The following is a 20,088-nucleotide window of genomic DNA, read 5'->3' as shown; positions in this document are numbered from 1 at the left end:
TCTCGCGAAAACGCAAATTTCTGCTTTTGTTATGGTATTTATATTAGTTTTTATTCCTCTCCCGGTCTGTGATTGTAGTCAAATCCGCATTTCTCCAAAAACGCCCGCGCAATCACGGTTGCACCGATCTGGTTCGGGTGAATCCGATCCCATGCAATGTAGGAAGAATGACGGTATTGGAAGTAATCATTAAAAACAGCCTGCAGATCGATAAAACAGCAGCCATATTTTTCGGCCAGCTCACGGCAGATTGCCCCATACGTATCCATACGTTTTCTCATCCAGTCCTCTGCATTTGGCTCCATATAATATGGGGTCATGAGAAAAACACCTTTTACGTTATCTTTTACGGAGAGAATCATCTGTTCGACGTTAGAACGGTACTCCTCCGGAGATACCTGGACATCCGGCATAGCCGGGCTGTCGAACTGTCTCCAGACATCGTTGATACCGATGCAAATAGAAACCCAGTCCGGGTTCAGGGAAACAACGTCGCGGTCAAACCGCTGCAGCAGATCGCGGCTTGTGTTTCCACTGATACCGGAGTTTGTCACACGAATGTATACCTCCGGGTAAAATGCAGACAGCATGTTCTCAACAATTCTGACGTAGCTCTTTCCGACATTTTCAAATAAACCTTCCCCCACCGGCTGTGCACTCTCCATATCCGTTACGGAATCCCCTGCAAATACAATCCGGTCCATGTGTTTAAAAATCATTTTTTTGCCTCCCATAAATTTAGAAAAACCATCTGAACCCATTATAGTCTTACAGTTTCGACCGTGCAAGGCAAATTTTGTGTAAAAAAATCCGGCCGCGAAACACTGTTTTTCAGTGCCCCGCAGCCGGGAATTTCATTTTCTTTTCTTACTCAATTCCATCCATATACGCATTGTAAATCGCCGGATCAATATTCTCTTTGATCGACTCATACACGCTCTGGGATGCCTCGCGGATGTCAGCTCTTGTCTGGTCATCGAGTGTCAGAATCTTCGTTCCGCTCTCCTCGATTTTCGCGATCTTGTCGACAATACGGGCATCGGACTGCTCTCTTGCGTACTCGGTCGCAATCTTTGCGGCCTCGGTCATGATCTCCTGCTCGTCTGCAGGCAGATCCTGGAAGAAATCATCGTTGACGATCAGGGAAATCAGATGCGGCAGATGGTTCGTCTCCACTACGTAATCCTGCTGCTCATACAGATTATTCGAAACGATGACCTCATACGGGTTCTCCTGTGCATCAATCGTGTGCTGCTGCAGGCCGATGTAAACCTCACTGAAGCTCATCGGCGTCGGGTTGGCACCGATGGCTTTCCAGAATGCCAGATGGTAGCTGTTCTCCATGGTACGGATCTTCTGACCCTTGAAATCCGAAAAGCTGTAAACCGGCTTATTCGTACTCATGACACGAAATCCCTGATCTGCCATACCGAGCAGGTGATAGCCTCCCTCCGTATAAACGTTGCTGATCAGCTCGTAAAACTCCGGATTATCGATCTTCTCACGGCATTCATCGAGAGAATCAAACACACACGGCAGATCAAACACGGCAAGATCACCCATAAAGGAAACCTGCGGTGCCGTATTCTGTACGACAAACGGAATATCGCCGTCGGCACACGTTTCCAGCAGATCGCGGTCGCCGCCGAGCGTTGAGTTTGCGTAAACCTGAATTTTCATCCTTCCATCGCTCAGCTCCGAAATCTCTTCCGCGAACTTCTCAGCGAAGATCTGTGTTACCGTGTCCTCCGGGCTCGCCGTTGCCAGTGGCCAGGAATAGCGCTGTGTCGTCTCTTCTCCGGAAGAGCCGCAGCCGGCAAGCGATGCGCCAAGCGCAACGACAGCGGCAAGTGCCGTCACTTTTCGGAAAAGCTTTTTCTTTTTTGTCATCTTTTTCATTGTCCTTCGCTCCTCCCTATAAAATTCCAATCGAAATCGCCGGAATAAATGTAATCAGCAGCAGTGCCGCGAGGAAGAAACCGATCATCGGCATAGCCTTCTTTGCGATCTGCATGACCGGAACCTCGGTCAGGGAGCTTGCCACGAACAGGTTGACGCCGATCGGCGGTGTTACGAAGCCGATCGCAAGGTTGACAACCATGATCACACCAAACTGAATTGGATCCATACCGATTGCCTGTACGATCGGCAGAAGGATCGGGGTCAGAATCAGGATTGCCGGTGTGGTATCCATCACCATTCCGACAATCAGCAGGAATACGTTGATGATCAGAAGGATCGCAACCGGGCTGTGGAAGTTGTTCAGGATAAACTCGCTGACCGTCTGCGGTACCTGCATCAGCGTCAGCACACGGGAAAATGCCGTCGATGCCGCCAGAATGAACAGGATCGGAGTGAAGGTGCGAATCGCCTCAACCAGAATGGACCAGATGTCGCGGATGCGGATACTCCTGTACACAAAAAGGCTGATGATCAATGCATAGAATACGGAGATAACAGCCGCCTCAGTCGGGGAAGCGACACCGCTGTAGATACAGCCAAGAATGATCACCGGGCTGAGCAGTGCAAAAAAGCTCTCTTTTAAAACGCAAAGCAGGCCTTTGTCATGCAGCACTTTGACTTCTGCATGGATCTTCTCTTTGTCCTCCCCATACCGTTTGCAGTGATAAACGGCATAAACCATCAGCAGCAGACCGATCATCAGACCCGGTACAATTCCGGCAAGGAACAGGTCACTGACCGAAGCGCCGGAAGCCATACCGTACATGATGAACGGAATACTCGGGGGAATGATAACGCCAAGGCCGCCGGCAACTGCCACAATCGCTGTGGAGAATGTCAGATCATAACCAAGAGTAGTCAGAATCGGAATTGTCATGCTTCCGACAGCAGCAACGGTCGCCGGAGCGGAACCGGAAATCGCACCATAAAAAAGGCAGGTGACGATAACAGCGCACGGCATACCTGCGGTGAATTTTCCGAGAAAATAGGCAAAGACATCAAACAGTTTTTTGGAGATGCCTCCCTTAGCCATGATGATACCGGAGAGGACGAACATCGGAACTGCCAGCAGGGGGAAGGAATCGAGACCTCCGAACATGGCACGGATCAGATATTTGGCTCCTACCGTAAAGGACGGGTCAAACACCGACGGAAGCACAGATGTGATTCCAAGGGTAATCGATACCGGAACAGCGATGACCAGCAATGCAACAAAAATCAAAAATAATACTACGACCGGCATTAGCGTTCCTCCTCGTTTGAATTTTTAATCGTATGAATGCGGTTGTCGATACCCGCGTTCAGGGCATTTTCTGTGGCGTTATCTGCTCCGGCATTTGCCTCAATGAAGGATTCCGGCGTATTGCGCTCCGGATGGGCCGGGTCGAAAACGTTCTCACCGCGTGCCACGCGGAACTCGATCATCCACCGCTGCAGAACACGAAAGGCAACCAGCACAAAGGAGACGAGCGGTGCTGCCTGGATAAAGTACATCGGAATTTTGCAGGCCGGGGAAAGCTGGCCGCTTTTAACCGACGACATCATATAGGAAAAAGCAAACGGAATCATATAGATGAAAAAAATCAGTTCAAATGTATGATTCACAATTTTGAAGATGGCTTTTCCTCTCCGCGGGAAAATCGCAACAAACTGCTCGATCTTGATGGAAAGGCATTTCTTACTGCAGTAGCTGACGCTTAAAAAACCGCACCAGATAAAAATATATCTGGTCAGCTCTTCCGACCACGACAGCGACATGCCAAGAACGTAACGACAGAAAACCTGGACTCCCATGATCAGCGTCATGGCGATCAGACCGATCACAAGAAGAAATTCTTCGAGATTTTCATCCAGCCAGTGAAATATTCTCTTCATAAAAGGCATACCTCCGTTAAATTTATAACAGAACAATAATACAAAAGGGACATCGGCATCAACAGCAAAGCTAAAAATACCGGTGTCCCCTAAAGAAAAAACGGTTACATGGCTTTGTGAAGCAGATCCAGAACGGTGCTCAGATCATTCACACCCATCTGACCCGGTGCGGATGCTTTCTTTGCCGCGCCGAAGGTCATGGAAGAACCGAATACCTCACCGCAGAGACGGCTGATTACACCGGTGCCTGCCATAGACATGGTGATGATCGGTCTGTCCGCATAATTGGTGGCCATTTCCTCTGTTGCCGCAAGCAGGGTCAAAACGTCTTTCCTGTTCTGCGGCATAACAGCAATCTTCGGAATATCTGCGTTCATATCCTGCATTTTGCGCAGTCTGTAGATGATGTCTGCTTTTGCAGGAGTTTTGAAGAAATCATGATTGGAAGCGATAACCTTTACACCTGCTGCGTGTGCACCATCGATGATTTTTTTTACGATCTCGTCTCCGGTAAAAATTTCAACGTCGATCAGATCTACATATCCGGTCTGTGCTGCTTTGATGTTCAGCTCCGCATAGGCTGCCGGCTCGATAGCTTTTTCGCCGCCTTCTTTGGAGGTACGGAACGTCATCAGAAGCGGAATATTGCCGAGTGCTTCGCGGAGGTCTTTTAACACGTCCTCTACCTGCGCAAAGTCGAATACGCCTTCAAACCAGTCTACACGCCATTCTACAACATCAACCGGAATCGAATGGAAGGTTTTTGCTTCTTCGATGATATCGTTTTTGGTAACACCTACGATCGGAACGATGATTTTCGGTGCGCCGGCACCGATTTCAATATCACGAACTTTTACTGTATTCATGTGTTTTTCCTTCTTTCTTCAATTTAACCCTGACTTTTCTTTGCAGGCTTTTCTTTTTCACGTCCGGATTCCTTGGTACTTCGTACTTCCGCAATCCTTAACCTCATTTTAATTGTCCTGCTGTGCAAGTTCAACCATTTTTTTATAGCGGATATTTACAAACAGTCCAAGTGCAACACCAACTGCGGTCAGAACGATATTCATGGTCATAACGCCGGACGGCTGCATTTTAGATGCTGCGGTCAGGATGGTGTAGTTGCAGAGAGAAGATGCGATCATAACCAGTGCGGTTACGGTTCCTTTGATTTTCGGGAACAGCATGTTGCAAACGGAAGTTGCGATCTGAAGCAGTCCGCCTGCACCAGCCCATCCGATAATGAAAGCACCGGCGATCATCAGCGGTTTACTCTGTCCCATCAGGACAGCGATCATTGTTACAAGGCAGATAGCCGGGTAAACAACGATGAAACGAACGTCTTTGATTTTTCTGGTCAGGAATGCGGTTACAACGAGTGCCAGCATAGTTCCTGCAGAATAGTAGGTCTGCATGATGGACGGATTCGCCCAGCCTACATTTTCTTTTGCAAAGTTCTGCGCGCAGTTCAGCCACAGCTGGAAGGTACCGGTGCAGGTGAATCCGATCAGGATCATGGCGATGGACTCGAAAGAGAAATGGGTATGCTTCAGGCTGTCGATCAGACCCTCTTTTTTGCCGGATGCTTTCTGGTCAGCATCTGGCAGCGGGAACAGGAATACCAGTACAAAAAGTACGATATACGCAATTCCGCATCCATAGAATAACGGATTGTAGGAGGTAAAGCCGGCTGCGGTAGAAGTAACCGCTACACCAAGAACAAATGGAAGCAGCATCTGTGCGATTGCGATGAAGAATTTGATTCCCATAGTAGCAACGCTCGGAGCTTTGTAAATAATTTCGGATACTGCCGGGTAAATACCGGTATCCAGAAAGGAGTTTGCGATACCGCCGATAATGGCGCATACGTAAGCGATGGTATAACCACCGTGTGTTCCTGCATTAAATGCAAGGGCAAGGCCGATCAGATAAATTGCATAAGAAGCACTTCCGATTGCGGTGGAAATGCGACGTCCGAGCTTGTCGGACAGAGGACCTGCAAATGGCAGTGCGATCAGACGGCCAAGACCGAGTGCTGCGGAAATTGCGGTAATTGCCATTGCTTCCACTCCCCATGCTGCTGCCAGAGCCTCTTTGATGACTGCCTGGCCCAGAATAGAGCATCCAACACCGTGGATAAAGTAGTTCAAGTACAAAATTAATGCACTTGGCAGGTATTTCTTGTTCATGGTTTCTCTCCTTTTTAAATAGATCATGTGTTGAGGTCAAATTGTCTTTTTCCTCTGTTCGGTTCATCCTTTTGTTTTGTCACAAACAACAGATTACCAGTTTCGTGAATGTTAAAAAAATAACATTTGCCTTTATTTTAACAGTGAAAGTGTGTGCGGTCTAATGCTTTTAAAGGAAAAAATCAATGCATTGAATGCATTGATATGGTATACTTGAGTTATCATAATAAGAGGAAGCAAAGACTTTCTTACGGAACCATTTTTTCAGGAGGAAAAACCACATGACACTGAATCAGATTCTCTATTTCCGAAAGGTCGCCCGGCTGGAAAATTATCACCAGGCGGCAGAGGAGCTTTATATTTCCCAGCCATCCCTGAGCCGTTCGATGGCCGCCCTTGAAAGTGAGCTTGGAATCACGCTGTTTGAAAAGAAAGGGCGCGGTGTTGTCCTTACCAATGCCGGCCGTCTTTTCCTGGAGCATGCAGACCGGATCGCAGGCGACTGTGACATTGCGGCAGGCAAGATGAAAGAACTCGCCTCCGGTGGCGGAAAAATCAACATCGGTTATATTTTTCCACTTGCCGGACATTATATTCCGCACAATGTCCGCACCTTTCTGGACCAAGAAGAAAACAAAAATGTTGCCTTTAGCTTCTGGCAGAACCATACCCCGGCCATTGCACAGAAGGTGAAATCCGGCGAACTCGATCTTGGGTTTGGCGGCTTTTTAAAGCGCGACGACATGGAGTTTTTTCCGTTGATCCAGCAGCCGCTTGTCATCGTGTCCCCGGAACAGCATCCGATTGCCGACGAACCGGAGGTTCCGCTTGTAAAGCTTACCCGTTATCCGGTGATCGGCTACGACCGCGCATCCTGGATGGGGGCCTACACCGGTCATCTCTACCGCAAATATCAGCTTCATCCCAATATTATCATGGAATGCCCGGATGAATATTCGATTGTGGCACTGGTACGCGAAAACTTCGGCATCGCGCTCATGCCGCGAACCGATATTCTGGAACAGGCAGACGGTATCCGCATCCACACACTGAAAGGTCTCGAGATTTATCATCAGACTTTTATGTTCTGGATGAAGAACCGCTACCGGCTTCCGGCTGTCGAACGGTTTACCGAATACATGAAACAGCACGCTGACATTATCGAAGAGTCCAGAAACGATAGCGAAAACGTATCAAAAGTTTATCTGAAAGATATTGTTAATTTTTAGTCGAAAGAGTTATGATGGATTTGTCACAAACAGAGGATTACCGCTCATGTAATGAATAAGGAGAAATTTTCATGAAGAGTGCTTACCCAAAAATTTTCGAGCCAATTACCATCAAACGAACAACGATTAAAAACCGTATTGCAATGACCCCGATGGGAACCAACTACGGTGAGACAAGCGGTGAAATGAGTAACCGTCATATGAACTACTACTCTCTCCGCGCAAAAGGCGGCGTTGGTCTTATTATTCTGGAGAACGCCAACATCGAGTACCCGGTCGGTTCCAACGGAACCAGCCAGATCCGTATCGACCACGACAGCTTTATGCCGCGCTACTATCAGTTAGTCGAAAACCTTCATAAAAACGGTGCTACCGTAGCGATCCAGATCAACCACGCCGGAGCTTCCGCATCTTCCGCAAGAACCGGTATGGAAACCGTTTCTTCTTCCAACATCCCGACAAAAGCCGGCGGAGAAACCCCTCGCCCGATGACAAAAGAAGAAATCATGACAACCGTGAAAAAATACGGCGAGGCCGCAAAACGTGTGCAGGCCATCGGCTTCGATGCCGTTGAAATCCACTGTGGTCACTCCTATCTGATGAGCCAGTTCATTTCCCCGTATTACAATAAAAGAACCGATGAATTCGGTGGTTCCGTAGAAAACCGCCTGCGCTTCCCGCGTATGGTTCTCGAAGAAGTACGCAAAAACGTCGGACCGTGGTTCCCGATCATCGTTCGTATCTCTGCTGAGGAGCGTGTTCCGGGAGGAAATACTCTGGAAGATACCCTCGAGTACCTCGAGTACCTGGATGAGTTCGTAGATATGTATGACGTATCCTGCGGCCTCAACCCATCCCTGCAGTATCAGATTGACTCCAACTTCCTGCCGGATGGATGGCGTTCCTACATGGCAAGAGCCGTAAAAGATAAATTCAAAAAACCGGTTATCAATGCTGGTAACTACCGTGACCCGAAGGTCGTTGAAAAAGTTCTCGAGAGCGGCGATGTAGATATCGTCGGAATGGGACGCGGCCTGATCGCTGAGCCGAACTGGGTGAAAAAAGTTGAGAACGGCGAGGAAGATCTTCTTCGGAAATGTATCTCCTGTAACGTTGGATGTGCCGGAAACCGTATCGGTGTCAACCGCCCGATCCGCTGTACCGTAAACCCGGCTGTTCCGGAAGGCGATGTTTACAAAGCACTGAAAGTAAATAAAAACTGTAACGTTGTTGTTGTCGGCGCCGGTACTGCCGGTATGGAAGCAGCCTGCACCGCAGCAGAAGTCGGATGCAACGTTTTCGTACTTGAGAAAAACGATCACATCGGCGGTCTTTCCACTTTCATCTCCGATCTTCCAAGCAAGACCCGTATGAAAGACTTCCCGAAATACCTTGAGGCAAGAGCCGCCAGACTGAAAAACCTGTATATTTTCCTCAACACCGAAGCTACGGTGGATAAGATCAAACAGTTCAAACCGGACATCATTGTAAACTCCACCGGTTCCGTTCCGCTTGTTCCGCCGATCAAAGGCCTGAAAGAGAACATCGATGCCGGAAACGTAAATACCATCTTTGGTATGATCAACAATGTAAACGCCGGAAAATATCCGGAAGAAGCCTGTCAGGGCAAGAAAGTCGTTGTAGTCGGCGGCGGTTCCGTAGGACTTGACGTTATTGAATACTTTGCACCGAGAGGCGCCGAGTGTACCATCATCGATATGCTGCCGCAGATCGGTATGCTTGCAGACCCGATCACCAAATGCTCCATGCGCGAAACACACGACAAATACGGCGTAAAAGAATATGTCAACACTGCTCTTCAGGAAGTAAAAGAGAATGCATTCACAGTAAAACTTCCAGATGGAACCATTCAGGATCTTGAATTCGATTACGGATTCAACTGCCTTGGAATGCGCTCCAACAACCCGGTTCTGCCGGAGATCCAGGAAGCATTCGCTGATACCAATACTTATGTATACACCATCGGCGATTCCGTACGCGCACGCCGTATCATGGAAGGTACCATGGAAGGCCGCGCTATCCTGAACGTACTGGAATCCCAGGGATACCTGCATCTGGAGCCGCTTGAGTAAGTATCGACTTTAAGCAGCCCGACAAAAAAACTGTATATCATCTGCTGCGCTGCCTCTTTTTCAAACCGAAACAGCGCAGCATGAAAAAAGAAAAGAGGAAAATATCATGCCAAACGTAACAGGACATACCGAATTAGTTGGATTAATGGCTTACCCGATCCGTCATACCCAGTCTCCGACAACCCACAACCTTGCATACGACAAAAACGGAGATGATGTCATTCAGCTTGCTTTCGAAGTTGATAACGATTCTTTAAAAGATGCTGTGCAGAGTATCCGCGCGCTGAAAATGCTCGGTTCCAATATTTCCATGCCAAACAAAACTGTTGTCCACAAATATCTGGACGAAGTAGATGAAGCAGCTAAGTTATGCGGCGCTATCAATACCGTAGTCAACCTCCGCGACGAAAACGGTCAGGTAACCGGAAAACTGAAAGGCTACAACACCGATGGTATGGGATACTGGCAGGCACTGACCGAAGAAGGCATCGATTTCAAGGGAATGAAGATGGTCCTGATCGGAACCGGCGGTGCCGCTACTGCAATTGCAGTACGCGGTGCTCTGGATGGCGTTGCAGAAATCGAAATCTTCAACATCAAAGACAAATTCTACAGCCGTGGAGAGGAAATTGTTGATCTGATCAACAAGAACACCAACTGCAAGGCTACCATGAACGACCTGGCAGACAAAGATCTCCTGAAAGAAAAAATGCACGCAGCTGACCTGTTCTGCGATGCTACCGGCGTAGGAATGCATCCACTGGAAGACCTTTCCAACATTCCTGATCCTTCCTTCTTTAAAAAAGATCTCATTGTAACGGATACCGTTTACGCTCCGCGTGAAACTGTTATGATGAAACAGGCAAAAGAAGCAGGATGTGAGAAAGTATTCAACGGCATGGGCATGATGCTGTTCCAGGCACTCATCGCAATCAAGCTGTACACCGGAAAAGATACTCCGGTTGACTACATGAAAGAGAAACTTGGAATCTGATTTCCGGGCGAATCTTTTCCATCTTAAACCTTAATCAAAAACCAACACGAAAAGAGGAAATGAACTTTGCGTCATTTCCTCTTTTTTTCTTGCTTTCTTTCGGCATCTGGAGTATAATTCACTTCATATAGTAGCAGTTTAAAGTGCTACAGCACGATTTATCATCATGCGGAAATACGAGGAGAGAGAGGATTTCAAACTATGTCAAAACACATCACAGGACACACCGGATTATTATGTTTACTCGGAAGCCCGGTTGCACACAGTGTTTCTCCGGAAATGCACAACGAAGCATGCGACCAGCTCGGCCTTGATTATAGCTACCTTGCCTTTGATGTACCGGAAGACAAAATGCCGCAGGCAGTCGAAGGACTCCGCACCATGGGTGCAAGAGGCTGGAACATCACCATGCCTGGCAAAAATATCATGTGCAAATTGGCAGACAAGGTTTCTCCTGCTTCGGAGATCTCCGGCGCATGTAATACCATCGTCAACGACAACGGCGTTCTCACCGCTTACACCACCGACGGTGTCGGCTTCATGAGAGCAGTTGCAGAAAACGGCGTAGACATCATCGGCAAAAAGATGACTCTGCTCGGTGCCGGCGGCGCTGCTACTGCAATCCTGGTACAGGCAGCCCTCGACGGCGTAGCTGAGATCAATGTATTCAACGTCAGAGACAATTTCTTCGGAAGAGCCGAGGAAATCGTTGCAAAACTCAATGAGCGTACTTCCTGCAAGGTTACCCTGCACGACTTCTCCGATCCGGAAGTCCTTCGCGCATCCATCGCAGACAGCGCCATTCTTGTCAACGGAACTTCCGTCGGAATGGCTCCAAAAACCGAGAACACCATCATCACCGACACAACGATGTTCCACAAAGACCTCTTCGTTTTCGATGTGATCTACAATCCGCAGGAAACCCGCCTGCTGCGTGAGGCAAAAGAGGCTGGATGCAAGACCGGAAACGGTATGTACATGCTGTTATACCAGGGAGCTGCTTCCTTCAAACTGTGGACTGGCGAGGATATGCCGGTTGAGATCATCAAAGAGAAATACTTCTCCGGAAAATAAGAAGAACTCCTGCTTTGCCGAATTTTCCGCCTGCGGCGGGTCGCTTCGGCGACACGCGCAAAAAGCGACACGAACAAGAAACGGCAAAAGGCTTCTGCCACGGATTTTTATCCGCTGGCAGAAGCCTTTTTTATAATCTTTTTTATGATCTTTTTTTGATCAGCCCGCTTTCTGTACTTCATCAAGCTGTGCTGTATACAGTTTATAATAATGGCCTTTCTTTGCCATCAGCTCATCATGTGTTCCGCTCTCCATAATACCGCCGTTATCGATATACATAATCTTATCGCAGTTGCGGATCGTAGACAGACGATGCGCAATGATAAATGAGGTTCTGCCCTTCAGCATGGCATTGAGTCCCGTCTGCAGTGCTTTTTCGGTCTGTACGTCAATGCTTGAGGTCGCCTCATCGAGAATCAGAATGGCCGGATCGGAAAGCAGGGTACGCGCAAACGAAATGAGCTGCTTTTGTCCCTGGCTCAGCATGGAACCACGCTCCCTTACCTCCGTCTGATAGCGATCCGGCATTTTGCTGATAAACTCGTCCGCACAGACAGTTCTGCTCGCCTTCACAATCTCCTCATGCGTTGCGTCAAGCTTTCCGTAACGGATATTATCCTCAATATCTCCCGAGAAAATAAAGCTGTCCTGCATCATAATACCCATCTGCTCACGCAGGGAATGAATGGTCACCTACGAGATATCCTGTCCATCGATCAGGACGCGACCGCCATTGACATTGTAAAACCGTGAAATCAGATTGACAATCGTACTCTTTCCGGCTCCGGTCGGTCCGACAAGCGCCACACTCTCACCCGGTTTTACCGTAAACGAAACATCGTTTAAGATCTGTTTTGACGCATCGTACGAGAAATTTACGTGATCGAAGGTCACCTCACCGCGGATTTTTGGCATTTCAACGGCATCTTTTGCATCCTTTACCGTCACCGGCTCATCCATCGTCTCAAAGATACGTTCCAGATACGCAATGTTGTTGATAAAGTTATTGAAGATGTTTCCAAGGTTCATGATCGGCTGCCAGAAATACGATGCATAGCTCGAAATCGCTACAATCGTACCAACCGACTTATTTCCCTGCCCGAAAAGGATCAGACCGGACAGAAAAATGGCAGCACGCACGCAGACGGAAATTGAATCGATACCCGGCCATACCAGGTTGGAATAGCGAACTGCTGTATTCCATGTTCTGCGGCAATCCTTGGAAAGATCTTTGAAAATCTCCGCATTCTCATCCTCTCGTGCAAAGATCTGCGTAATGCGGGCTCCGACAATATTCTCCTGCAGATAGGCATTCAGGTTTGAGTTCTTGTTCGAAACTGCCTGCCATGCACGTCTCTGTTTATTCTTGATCCAGACCATGAAAACGCACAGCACCGGCACGCCGCAGAGCACGACAAATGCCATCTGCACATCAACCAGAAACATGAAAATCACGATAAACAGAAGGTTGAAGCTCTCCAGAACGATGTTGATCAGACCATTTGACAGCATATCCGATACCGAGTTGACGTAGTTGACAACCCGAATCAGGATCTTGCCGTGCGGGCGGTCATCGTAATACTGGAACGGCAGCTCCTGCAGATGTGCAAACAAATCTTTTCGGATATCATAGATGATACTCTGACTGACATCCACCATAATGCGGCTTCGGATTGTTGTGAAGATCACGCTCACCAGATAGATGCCGACCAGCATTCCCACAAGAGAAAATAAAAGCCTCTCGTTTTTCTCCGGAATTGCAAGGTCCAGCGCCCGCTGGATAACCATCGGCGCCACATAGCCGGACGCACCGCCGATGCCACTCAAAAGGATCGCAAAAACCATCCGTTTTGCATATTTTTTGATATAGGATGAAGCTCTGAGCAGATGCTTGATGTCAAACGGCTCTTCGAGCACTTCATCCTGCTTGTATGTATTTTTTGCCATTGCTTCCCCTCCTACAGTTCATCCACACCGGTCTGCAGCTTCACCAGTTCATAATAGTAACCCTTCTTCTCCATCAGTTCCTCATGTGTTCCCATTTCTTCAATATAGCCATTTTGCAGAACAATAATCTTGTCCGCTGTTTTCGTTGTCGAAATTCGCTGTGCAATCACAATCTTGGTACATGGAAAATCAAGCTCCCGTAAGGACTGCTGAATCTGTTTCTCTGTTTCCATATCAACCGCCGATGTTGTATCGTCAAGAATCAGAACCGATGGACGGATCGCCAGTGCTCTTGCCAGAGAAATTCTCTGCTTCTGGCCTCCGGAAAGACCAACACCGCGCTCTCCGACCAGGGTATCGTAGCCCTCCGGCATCTTTGAAATGAAATCTGCCGCAGCGGAATACCTTGCAAACTTGACAACCTCGTTCATCTTGATCGAATCATCGCCGTAGGCAATGTTTCCCTCGATCGTGTCAGAATACAGCAGAACATCCTGCGTGGCAAGTCCGATCTGTTTTCGGAGATCATACAGCTTCAGCTGTTCTACAGGAATTCCGTCAATCCGGATCTGTCCTTCTGTCGGCTCATAAAACCGCGGGATCAGATTGATCAGCGATGTCTTGCCGCAGCCGGTCTCGCCCATGATCGCAACCGTCTCGTTCGGATGGGCCGTGAAGGAAATATTGTGCAGAACCGGCAAATCACCATCCTCGTATTGGAAGGAAACGTTATCAAACTCGATTTTGCCTTCAAACCGCTCCGGATGGGAAACGGCATTTTCTTCGTCCCTGATTTTCGGTTCGGAGTAATACAGCTCCATGACCTTTTTCGACGCTGCTGAGAACCGCTGAAATTCGTTCATGATATTTCCCATCTGACGCATCGGATTGGCGATTGCCCAGATGAGGCCTGAAAATGCCACATAGTCTCCCATAGTAAGCTGTCCTCTGATCATAAAAACACCGCCGACTGCGAGCAGGACAACCGGCATCAGGTTCGCAATACTCTCGACAATCGGGAAAAATTTCAGCCATACCATTCCGGTTGCCTTATTCGTCTCCGCATAGTCGGTATTGGCACGGTCGAATTTCTCGATTTCGTAATCTTCTCTTGCAAACGCTTTGACAACGCGGTTTCCGGAAATATTCTCCTGTGCGCATGTATTCATCTGTGCCAGTTTTTCACGCAGCGCCGCATGCATCGGGGCAACGCGGTTCCGGAACAGATAGATAATCCAGAATACAAACGGTGAAATCACAAGAACGCACAGTGCCAGCTTCCAGTTCGTATACAGGAAGAAAACGGCCGCTGCAGCAAACAGAGAAAATGACTCAACCACCATTCGTACAACCCATGCAACCATGTGACGCACCGCATCCAGGTCTCCTGTCTGCCGTGTCATCAGATCTCCTGTCCGATAGGTACTGTAAAACGTCATATCCTGACGCTGAAGCTTGTCGTACAGATAATTCCGCACCCGGTACAGAACACTCTGCGACACCGTCTCATAGATCATACAGCTGCCATAAACAACGATAACACGCAGGAACGTAAAGCCGACCATCGCAAACAGCAAGCGGTAAAGCAGGTCACGGTGTACCTGAAGATTTGTCGCCGCGTTCTCCCCAGTTAAAAACAGATCCACAATTTTTCCCGAAAAATAGGGAATCGTAAGCTGCAGAATATTGTACAAAACGGTTCCGAGAATACCGACAAAGTACAGCGCCCGTTTTCCCTCCATGTTTTCCCACAGCCACGCAATTTTGTTTTTCGGGAATTGTTTCGTGTTGCTTTTCATGTTTTCATATCCCCCCTTATCTTAGGAAATTGAGTTACCAAATTCAGCATTAATTTTCTTTCAAATGCTTTCGCCATTGTATCAATTTTCATTTGGATATGATATAATGCGACTGTACAAAAATAGAATGTTTCTATTTTTCCGAAACTGATATTCCCAGAAAAATACTGAATATTTTTTACCTGAAGGGGGACTTTTCCGTTGAAGAATCTTTTTGAATACAGTGACATCCTGCACTCGCCGATTGAAGCCTTTTCCTGCTGCTCCGACAGTTTTTCCATGCCGGTCAAATCCCACTGGCACTATTTTACGGAGGTTCTTTATCTGCAGGAAGGTTCTCTTCTCGTGAGCTGCAACGATTCCGTCTACCACATAAAACCGGGCTCTTTCATCCTGTTTCCTCCACAGACGGTCCACGCACTTGCCGCAGACCAGGATCGGCCATTCCGCTATTTCTGTATCAAATTCAACCTGAACCGCATCCAGCTCACCGGAAGCTACCTTCCGAACCTGAGCTTTGCTTTCCATAAAATCGCCACGATGACCTATCCTTCGCTTTTGTTTACGCAGGAAGATCTCTCAGAGCTGAATCTCCATGATTTTTTTGTAACCCTTGAGAGGGAGGCTCTTGAAAAGAAATACGGTTATGATGCCTATATCTATTCTCTCTTTTCCACACTGTTTCTCCGGCTTCTGCGTATCTGGCACTGCCAGGGAATCTGTTTCAATCCCGAATCGATTTCCGAGAGTGAGGAACAGAGTATGCAGGATATCCTCGTCTATCTCGACCGCCATTCCCAGGAAAACATCAATATCGAGGCACTGGCACATAAATACAACATGAGCTACTCCTATTTTGCCAAACTTTTTCTGAAGCATTACGGGCAGAGCTGTAAGCAGTATATCGAGTTTATCCGCCTGAACAAGGTTGAAAACCTGCTTCTTTTTACCGACTATGACCTGAACTATATTGCAGCCGAGACCGGCTTTGCGGACTGCAGTCATCTGATCCGCACCTTTAAAAAGCGGTACCAGATCACCCCGCGGCAATTCCGTCAAAAGCATCAGACCACGGTTTCCTCGTCTCTCCCGGCGAAGCTGGGATAATCTGAAAATGAAAAAACCCTGCAAAAAAGAGCGTTGCCATAAGAAAACATGAAAAAAACCAGTAAAATCAATGTTTTTTAGGGCAGCGGAAAACGGGGCAGGTCAAAACAACTGAATAATCAGACAGAAACAGGGTGTTGTCAAGCATGACAGCGCCCTTTTCTGTTCCCCGGCTAAGCCGCAGATTTTGAAAAAGTCTGCGGCTTTTCTTTTTGCCCAAACGCAGAAAGGAGGCGACGGCCTATGTACTTCACTTCCGGCAACGACCGGGCCTTTGAACAGCCCCAGCCCCGGCCAGAGCAGCCGGACGAGGCGGCACCGGGATTGGAAAACTCGGTGTTGGAAAATCCAACATCGGATAATCCGACACCGGGAAACCCGACATTGGAAAATCCAATGCAATTAAATAAAGATATATCAAGTAAAGAAAAAACAACTACGGATGTATCAATTACCGATTCCATTCCTATCCTTTCCCGACCCTTCCCCTCGGAGGACGAAGCGGCACAGCCGCCGGAACGGAAAGGAACGGGAGCGAAATCACAGAGCGCCATAGAGATTTATCGTGAGATCATCATGGACAACATCGAGTACGAACACCTTTGCCAGCACGCCAAGGGCATTGACCGGGAAACGCTGGACGAGATCGTGGACTTGCTGGTGGAAACCGTGTGCAGCGTCCGCAAGACCATCCGTATTGCCGGGGACGATTACCCGGCAGAGCTGGTGAAATCCAAGTTTATGAAGCTGGACAGCTCTCACATCGAGTTTGCTATGACATAATCGGCAATTATCCAAAACGCCGGGCGCGGAGGTGTCAAAGCCTCTGCGTCCGGCGCTCTTTTTTCTTATGCCTGCCCCATTGGGAAGTTAGGCAGTTCTTCCAACAGTTTCAGAATAAGGTGCTGCTTCATATCTTCGTCAACGGCCAACTCGTCGATCATGGGAGTGTAGTGTTCGATCACTTTTTGTTTAGCCCATAGCTCACCGGCGACGGCGGCCCTGATGGTAGCTGTGTCCAGTAACATTTCCTGTTCGGCCATCGTGTCAACTCCTGTCGTTTTTTGTCTTATTCCAGCATACCACAGAACCGGCGGGAAAACCAGCGCCGGAAAGATTTTTCTACGCATTTCAAAGCCCGTTCCGACGGGTATTTGATAAATCATTCTGCCACCCCATCGACCACCGCCGAAAAGCCTTGATTTCCGTGGGCTTTTTGCCCCCTAAATGCGTAGACAGGAGGGGCTTTTGCTGGCTTTTGGTTTCATATTTCCAGTGTACCCAGCAATAGAAATGTGTTCTTCTAACATCTAATAATTCATATTTTATGCCTTGTATTCTCTCCTGAAAGGAAATATAATTAAATCTATTAGAGATAAAAAGTGTAGTACAATGCTGACATAAGGCAGGTGAACATAGAACAACATGAAAATTTTGATTGTTGAGGATGATTTAGAGATCAGCAAATTGCTGGCTGATTTTTTACAGGGAAATGGATATGAGGTGCTTTGTCAGTATGATGGGCTTCATGTGTTAGACTGCATACAAGAACATCAGATTGATCTTATTCTGCTTGATATAATGCTGCCTTATCGGAGTGGTGATACTATACTTGCGGATATTCGTAAATTCTCAACGATTCCTGTCATAGTAATTTCAGCAAAGGAAACAACACAGAACAAGATTGATTTGTTGCGGCTTGGTGCGGATGATTACATTACAAAACCTTTCGATATGGAAGAAGTTCTCGCCAGAATTGAAAGCAACTTACGCCGGATTCAATTTCAAAACAGCACGCCGTCATCTTTGAAGTGCAATGATTTGGTTTTAGATTTAGACGGCAACAGAGCTATGCTACAAGGGGCGGAGTTACCTTTAACTGCGAAAGAATTTGCTATACTGGAATTGCTTATGAAATACCCGGACAAGATCTTCTCAAAGGCGAATTTGTTTCAAAGTGTTTGGAATACAGAGTATATCAGCGAGGACAACACCTTAAATGTCCATATTAGCAACTTGCGAAACAAGATGAAAGCCATTTGCCCGGATAAAGAGTTTATAGATACTGTGTGGGGCATTGGATACCGTTTGCATAAAGCCGAGGGGTAAGCTCTTGGCTTTATGCTTTTTTTATGGTTTCCAAATAGAAATTAAGAAATTCTTTATGATTTCCCCTTACACTAAAATGTAAAGGAGGATGACAACATGAGTTCTGTTATTTTGGAAGCACATGACTTAACAAAAGAATACCGGCACACAGTTGCCTTAGATCATATTGATTTGAAAATTGAAAAAGGGAAAATTTATGGCTTCATAGGCCAAAATGGAGCAGGAAAGACCACCTTTTTGAGATTGGTTACAGGATTAGCGTTTCCGACAAGCGGTACCTTATCGTTGTGGGGGAAAACCGTCGAAAAGGAATTGCAGGAACAGAGAAAGCGGATCGGTTGCATGATCGAAACACCTGCGCTTTTTCCGACAATGACCGCTTATCAAAATATGGAGATACAGCGTATCCAACGTGGTATCCCTGACAAAGCAGTTATCCAAAAAACTTTAGACATGGTAGGTCTGAAAGATACCGGGAAAAAAGCTGTCCGTAATTTTTCGCTGGGGATGCGACAGCGATTGGGTATTGCAATCGCACTATTAAATACACCAGAATTTCTTATTTTGGATGAACCGATCAATGGGCTTGATCCTGCTGGAATTGTGGAAATTCGTAATTTGCTAAAGTCCTTGAATAAGGAATACGGAATGACGATATTGGTATCCAGCCATATCTTAGAGGAACTGTATCAGACAGCATCAGAGTTTATTTTAATAGACAAAGGCAAAATTATCGAAGAAATATCAGATCGAGAACTAAATGATCGTTGCAAACGGCATATCGCAATAAAGGCAACTGATCCACAAAAAGCTCTGATCGTTTTGGAAGAAACGCTACACACAGATAGTTTTAAGCTGATGCCAGATGGCATAATTCGCCTATATGATTATCTCGATGATATGGAAAAAGTGGCTGCTGCTTTGTCAGATGCACATATTCTCGTTACAGGTCTTTCTGTGGCCGGTGATACATTAGAAGATTACTTTTTAAGCAAAATAGGAGGGACAGGAAATGTCAAATCTCCTAAAAGCTGAATTTTATAAGCTGTTCCATAGCTGGTATTTTTGGGGGATAGGATTGTTTAATCTCCTTTTAAGTAGTGTGTTGTTACTGGATAGCGTTGGGGAAACATCCAACCTTTTCTTTGCTTCGATATACAATATGCCAATCCTATATTTCCTCACAATCATCTTTTCTGCCCTGTTTGTTGGAAATGATTTTGGCAGAAGAACATTACAATCATATATCAATGCCGGACATCGACGCGGAAAGATACTATTTGCGAAGCTGGTAGTTCATCAAATCGCCTGCATGGTTATCCTGTCTTTTCCACTGTTGTTACATAGCATAATTGGTACGTTTGTCACTAAAGGAGCATTGGCAAGCATCGGCATAGTTGTAATGGTGATTGCTTCGCAATTTGCAATGTGCCTATTACCTTTTTTCTTTGCCTTCATTTTCCGTGATATAGGAAAGAGTATGGCTGTGCCGATGGTACTCTTTTTCTTAATGGTCTTTTTGATGAATGGAGATCAAGTGCAGCTTATCTCACAAATATTGCCTATGGGCCAGCTTCGGCTTATGGCATTGCAACAATCCAACATATCCGGCGGGCAATTCATGTTTTCAGATTTTTTATGGGTACTGGCATTATGCTTAGGTACTTATCTGTGGTTCCGACGCTCGGATTTGAAATAACAAGGAGGTGT

General features: G+C 47.0%; 16 protein-coding genes and 2 pseudogenes. 9 read left to right on the top strand and 9 right to left on the bottom strand.

Annotation, left to right across the window (positions count from 1 at the left end):
• Positions 1–50 precede the first annotated feature (50 nt).
• The 6 genes from DXD92_RS13160 to DXD92_RS13135 form a co-directional block, all read right to left on the bottom strand.
• Positions 51–719 (bottom strand): SGNH/GDSL hydrolase family protein, encoded by a 669-nt coding sequence (locus DXD92_RS13160; RefSeq protein ID WP_055218948.1) that lies wholly within the window; start codon positions 717–719, stop codon positions 51–53.
• 148 nt (positions 720–867) lie between these two features.
• Positions 868–1,899 carry a TRAP transporter substrate-binding protein gene (locus DXD92_RS13155; protein WP_082424515.1) on the bottom strand — a complete coding sequence of 344 codons (1,032 nt, stop codon included), beginning with the start codon at positions 1,897–1,899 and terminating at the stop codon, positions 868–870.
• A 16-nt stretch (positions 1,900–1,915) separates the two neighbouring features.
• Positions 1,916–3,205: a TRAP transporter large permease gene (locus tag DXD92_RS13150; protein WP_055218950.1), complete on the bottom strand. Its 1,290-nt coding sequence runs from the start codon at positions 3,203–3,205 to the stop codon at positions 1,916–1,918.
• Positions 3,205–3,837 carry a TRAP transporter small permease gene (locus tag DXD92_RS13145; protein WP_055218952.1) on the bottom strand — a complete coding sequence of 211 codons (633 nt, stop codon included), beginning with the start codon at positions 3,835–3,837 and terminating at the stop codon, positions 3,205–3,207. The genes DXD92_RS13150 and DXD92_RS13145 overlap by 1 nt, the downstream gene beginning before the upstream one ends.
• Before the next feature lie 104 nt (positions 3,838–3,941).
• Entirely contained in the window at positions 3,942–4,703 is a 762-nt protein-coding gene (gene aroD, locus DXD92_RS13140) for a type I 3-dehydroquinate dehydratase (RefSeq protein ID WP_055218954.1), read from the bottom strand.
• 108 nt (positions 4,704–4,811) lie between these two features.
• Entirely contained in the window at positions 4,812–6,026 is a 1,215-nt protein-coding gene (locus DXD92_RS13135; RefSeq protein WP_055218956.1) for an MFS transporter, read from the bottom strand.
• A gap of 281 nt (positions 6,027–6,307) precedes the next feature.
• On the opposite strand from DXD92_RS13135, the gene DXD92_RS13130 reads away from it, so the two are divergent.
• The 4 genes from DXD92_RS13130 to aroE all read left to right on the top strand — a co-directional run bounded on the left by DXD92_RS13130 (position 6,308) and on the right by aroE (position 11,416).
• The gene (locus tag DXD92_RS13130; protein ID WP_055218958.1) at positions 6,308–7,255 is read left to right on the top strand and encodes a LysR family transcriptional regulator; all 948 of its coding nucleotides are present in this window, start codon (positions 6,308–6,310) and stop codon (positions 7,253–7,255) included.
• 71 nt (positions 7,256–7,326) lie between these two features.
• On the top strand, positions 7,327–9,348 hold the full coding sequence (locus DXD92_RS13125) for an oxidoreductase (RefSeq protein WP_118640690.1): 2,022 nt from the start codon (positions 7,327–7,329) through the stop codon (positions 9,346–9,348).
• A gap of 103 nt (positions 9,349–9,451) precedes the next feature.
• Entirely contained in the window at positions 9,452–10,342 is an 891-nt protein-coding gene (locus tag DXD92_RS13120) for a quinate/shikimate dehydrogenase (protein WP_334294803.1), read from the top strand.
• A 201-nt stretch (positions 10,343–10,543) separates the two neighbouring features.
• Complete coding sequence (aroE, locus tag DXD92_RS13115) at positions 10,544–11,416, top strand: shikimate dehydrogenase (protein WP_055218962.1); 873 nt, start codon at positions 10,544–10,546, stop codon at positions 11,414–11,416.
• A 159-nt stretch (positions 11,417–11,575) separates the two neighbouring features.
• On the opposite strand, the pseudogene DXD92_RS13110 reads toward aroE, so the two are convergent.
• Positions 11,576–13,261: pseudogene (locus DXD92_RS13110) on the bottom strand (ABC transporter ATP-binding protein).
• Between the two features lie 113 nt (positions 13,262–13,374).
• Positions 13,375–15,162, bottom strand: a complete 1,788-nt coding sequence (locus DXD92_RS13105; RefSeq protein WP_055267790.1) for an ABC transporter ATP-binding protein — start codon at positions 15,160–15,162, stop codon at positions 13,375–13,377.
• A 201-nt stretch (positions 15,163–15,363) separates the two neighbouring features.
• Between DXD92_RS13105 and DXD92_RS13100 the strand changes: the two genes are divergently transcribed.
• Entirely contained in the window at positions 15,364–16,269 is a 906-nt protein-coding gene (locus DXD92_RS13100; protein WP_055267788.1) for an AraC family transcriptional regulator, read from the top strand.
• 273 nt (positions 16,270–16,542) lie between these two features.
• Positions 16,543–17,046 (top strand): annotated as a pseudogene (locus DXD92_RS13095) (DUF6017 domain-containing protein); the annotation flags it as partial.
• A gap of 71 nt (positions 17,047–17,117) precedes the next feature.
• On the opposite strand, the gene DXD92_RS19700 reads toward DXD92_RS13095, so the two are convergent.
• Positions 17,118–17,435, bottom strand: a complete 318-nt coding sequence (locus tag DXD92_RS19700; protein WP_242998350.1) for a helix-turn-helix domain-containing protein — start codon at positions 17,433–17,435, stop codon at positions 17,118–17,120.
• A gap of 259 nt (positions 17,436–17,694) precedes the next feature.
• On the opposite strand from DXD92_RS19700, the gene DXD92_RS13085 reads away from it, so the two are divergent.
• From DXD92_RS13085 to DXD92_RS13075, 3 genes are all read left to right on the top strand, one after another.
• The gene (locus tag DXD92_RS13085; protein ID WP_118640688.1) at positions 17,695–18,378 is read left to right on the top strand and encodes a response regulator transcription factor; all 684 of its coding nucleotides are present in this window, start codon (positions 17,695–17,697) and stop codon (positions 18,376–18,378) included.
• A 96-nt stretch (positions 18,379–18,474) separates the two neighbouring features.
• Positions 18,475–19,413 (top strand): ABC transporter ATP-binding protein, encoded by a 939-nt coding sequence (locus DXD92_RS13080; protein ID WP_055267784.1) that lies wholly within the window; start codon positions 18,475–18,477, stop codon positions 19,411–19,413.
• Complete coding sequence (locus DXD92_RS13075; protein WP_117510060.1) at positions 19,391–20,077, top strand: ABC transporter permease; 687 nt, start codon at positions 19,391–19,393, stop codon at positions 20,075–20,077. The genes DXD92_RS13080 and DXD92_RS13075 overlap by 23 nt, the downstream gene beginning before the upstream one ends.
• Positions 20,078–20,088 lie beyond the last annotated feature (11 nt).

It is taken from the genome of Blautia sp. TM10-2 (genome assembly GCF_003480845.1).
Classification (GTDB): Bacteria; Bacillota; Clostridia; order Lachnospirales; family Lachnospiraceae; genus Fusicatenibacter; species Fusicatenibacter saccharivorans.
Note: the sequence above shows the minus strand (reverse complement) of the source record. Positions and strands in the feature narration are given on the sequence as shown.

Coding starts and splice junctions, on each gene's coding strand:
- DXD92_RS13160 (WP_055218948.1), bottom strand. CDS start 719: ATGATTTTTAAACACATGGACCGGATTGTATTTGCAGGGGATTCCGTA.
- DXD92_RS13155 (WP_082424515.1), bottom strand. CDS start 1,899: ATGAAAAAGATGACAAAAAAGAAAAAGCTTTTCCGAAAAGTGACGGCA.
- DXD92_RS13150 (WP_055218950.1), bottom strand. CDS start 3,205: ATGCCGGTCGTAGTATTATTTTTGATTTTTGTTGCATTGCTGGTCATC.
- DXD92_RS13145 (WP_055218952.1), bottom strand. CDS start 3,837: ATGAAGAGAATATTTCACTGGCTGGATGAAAATCTCGAAGAATTTCTT.
- aroD (WP_055218954.1), bottom strand. CDS start 4,703: ATGAATACAGTAAAAGTTCGTGATATTGAAATCGGTGCCGGCGCACCG.
- DXD92_RS13135 (WP_055218956.1), bottom strand. CDS start 6,026: ATGAACAAGAAATACCTGCCAAGTGCATTAATTTTGTACTTGAACTAC.
- DXD92_RS13130 (WP_055218958.1), top strand. CDS start 6,308: ATGACACTGAATCAGATTCTCTATTTCCGAAAGGTCGCCCGGCTGGAA.
- DXD92_RS13125 (WP_118640690.1), top strand. CDS start 7,327: ATGAAGAGTGCTTACCCAAAAATTTTCGAGCCAATTACCATCAAACGA.
- aroE (WP_055218962.1), top strand. CDS start 10,544: ATGTCAAAACACATCACAGGACACACCGGATTATTATGTTTACTCGGA.
- DXD92_RS13105 (WP_055267790.1), bottom strand. CDS start 15,162: ATGAAAAGCAACACGAAACAATTCCCGAAAAACAAAATTGCGTGGCTG.
- DXD92_RS19700 (WP_242998350.1), bottom strand. CDS start 17,435: ATGATTTATCAAATACCCGTCGGAACGGGCTTTGAAATGCGTAGAAAA.
- DXD92_RS13085 (WP_118640688.1), top strand. CDS start 17,695: ATGAAAATTTTGATTGTTGAGGATGATTTAGAGATCAGCAAATTGCTG.
- DXD92_RS13080 (WP_055267784.1), top strand. CDS start 18,475: ATGAGTTCTGTTATTTTGGAAGCACATGACTTAACAAAAGAATACCGG.
- DXD92_RS13075 (WP_117510060.1), top strand. CDS start 19,391: ATGTCAAATCTCCTAAAAGCTGAATTTTATAAGCTGTTCCATAGCTGG.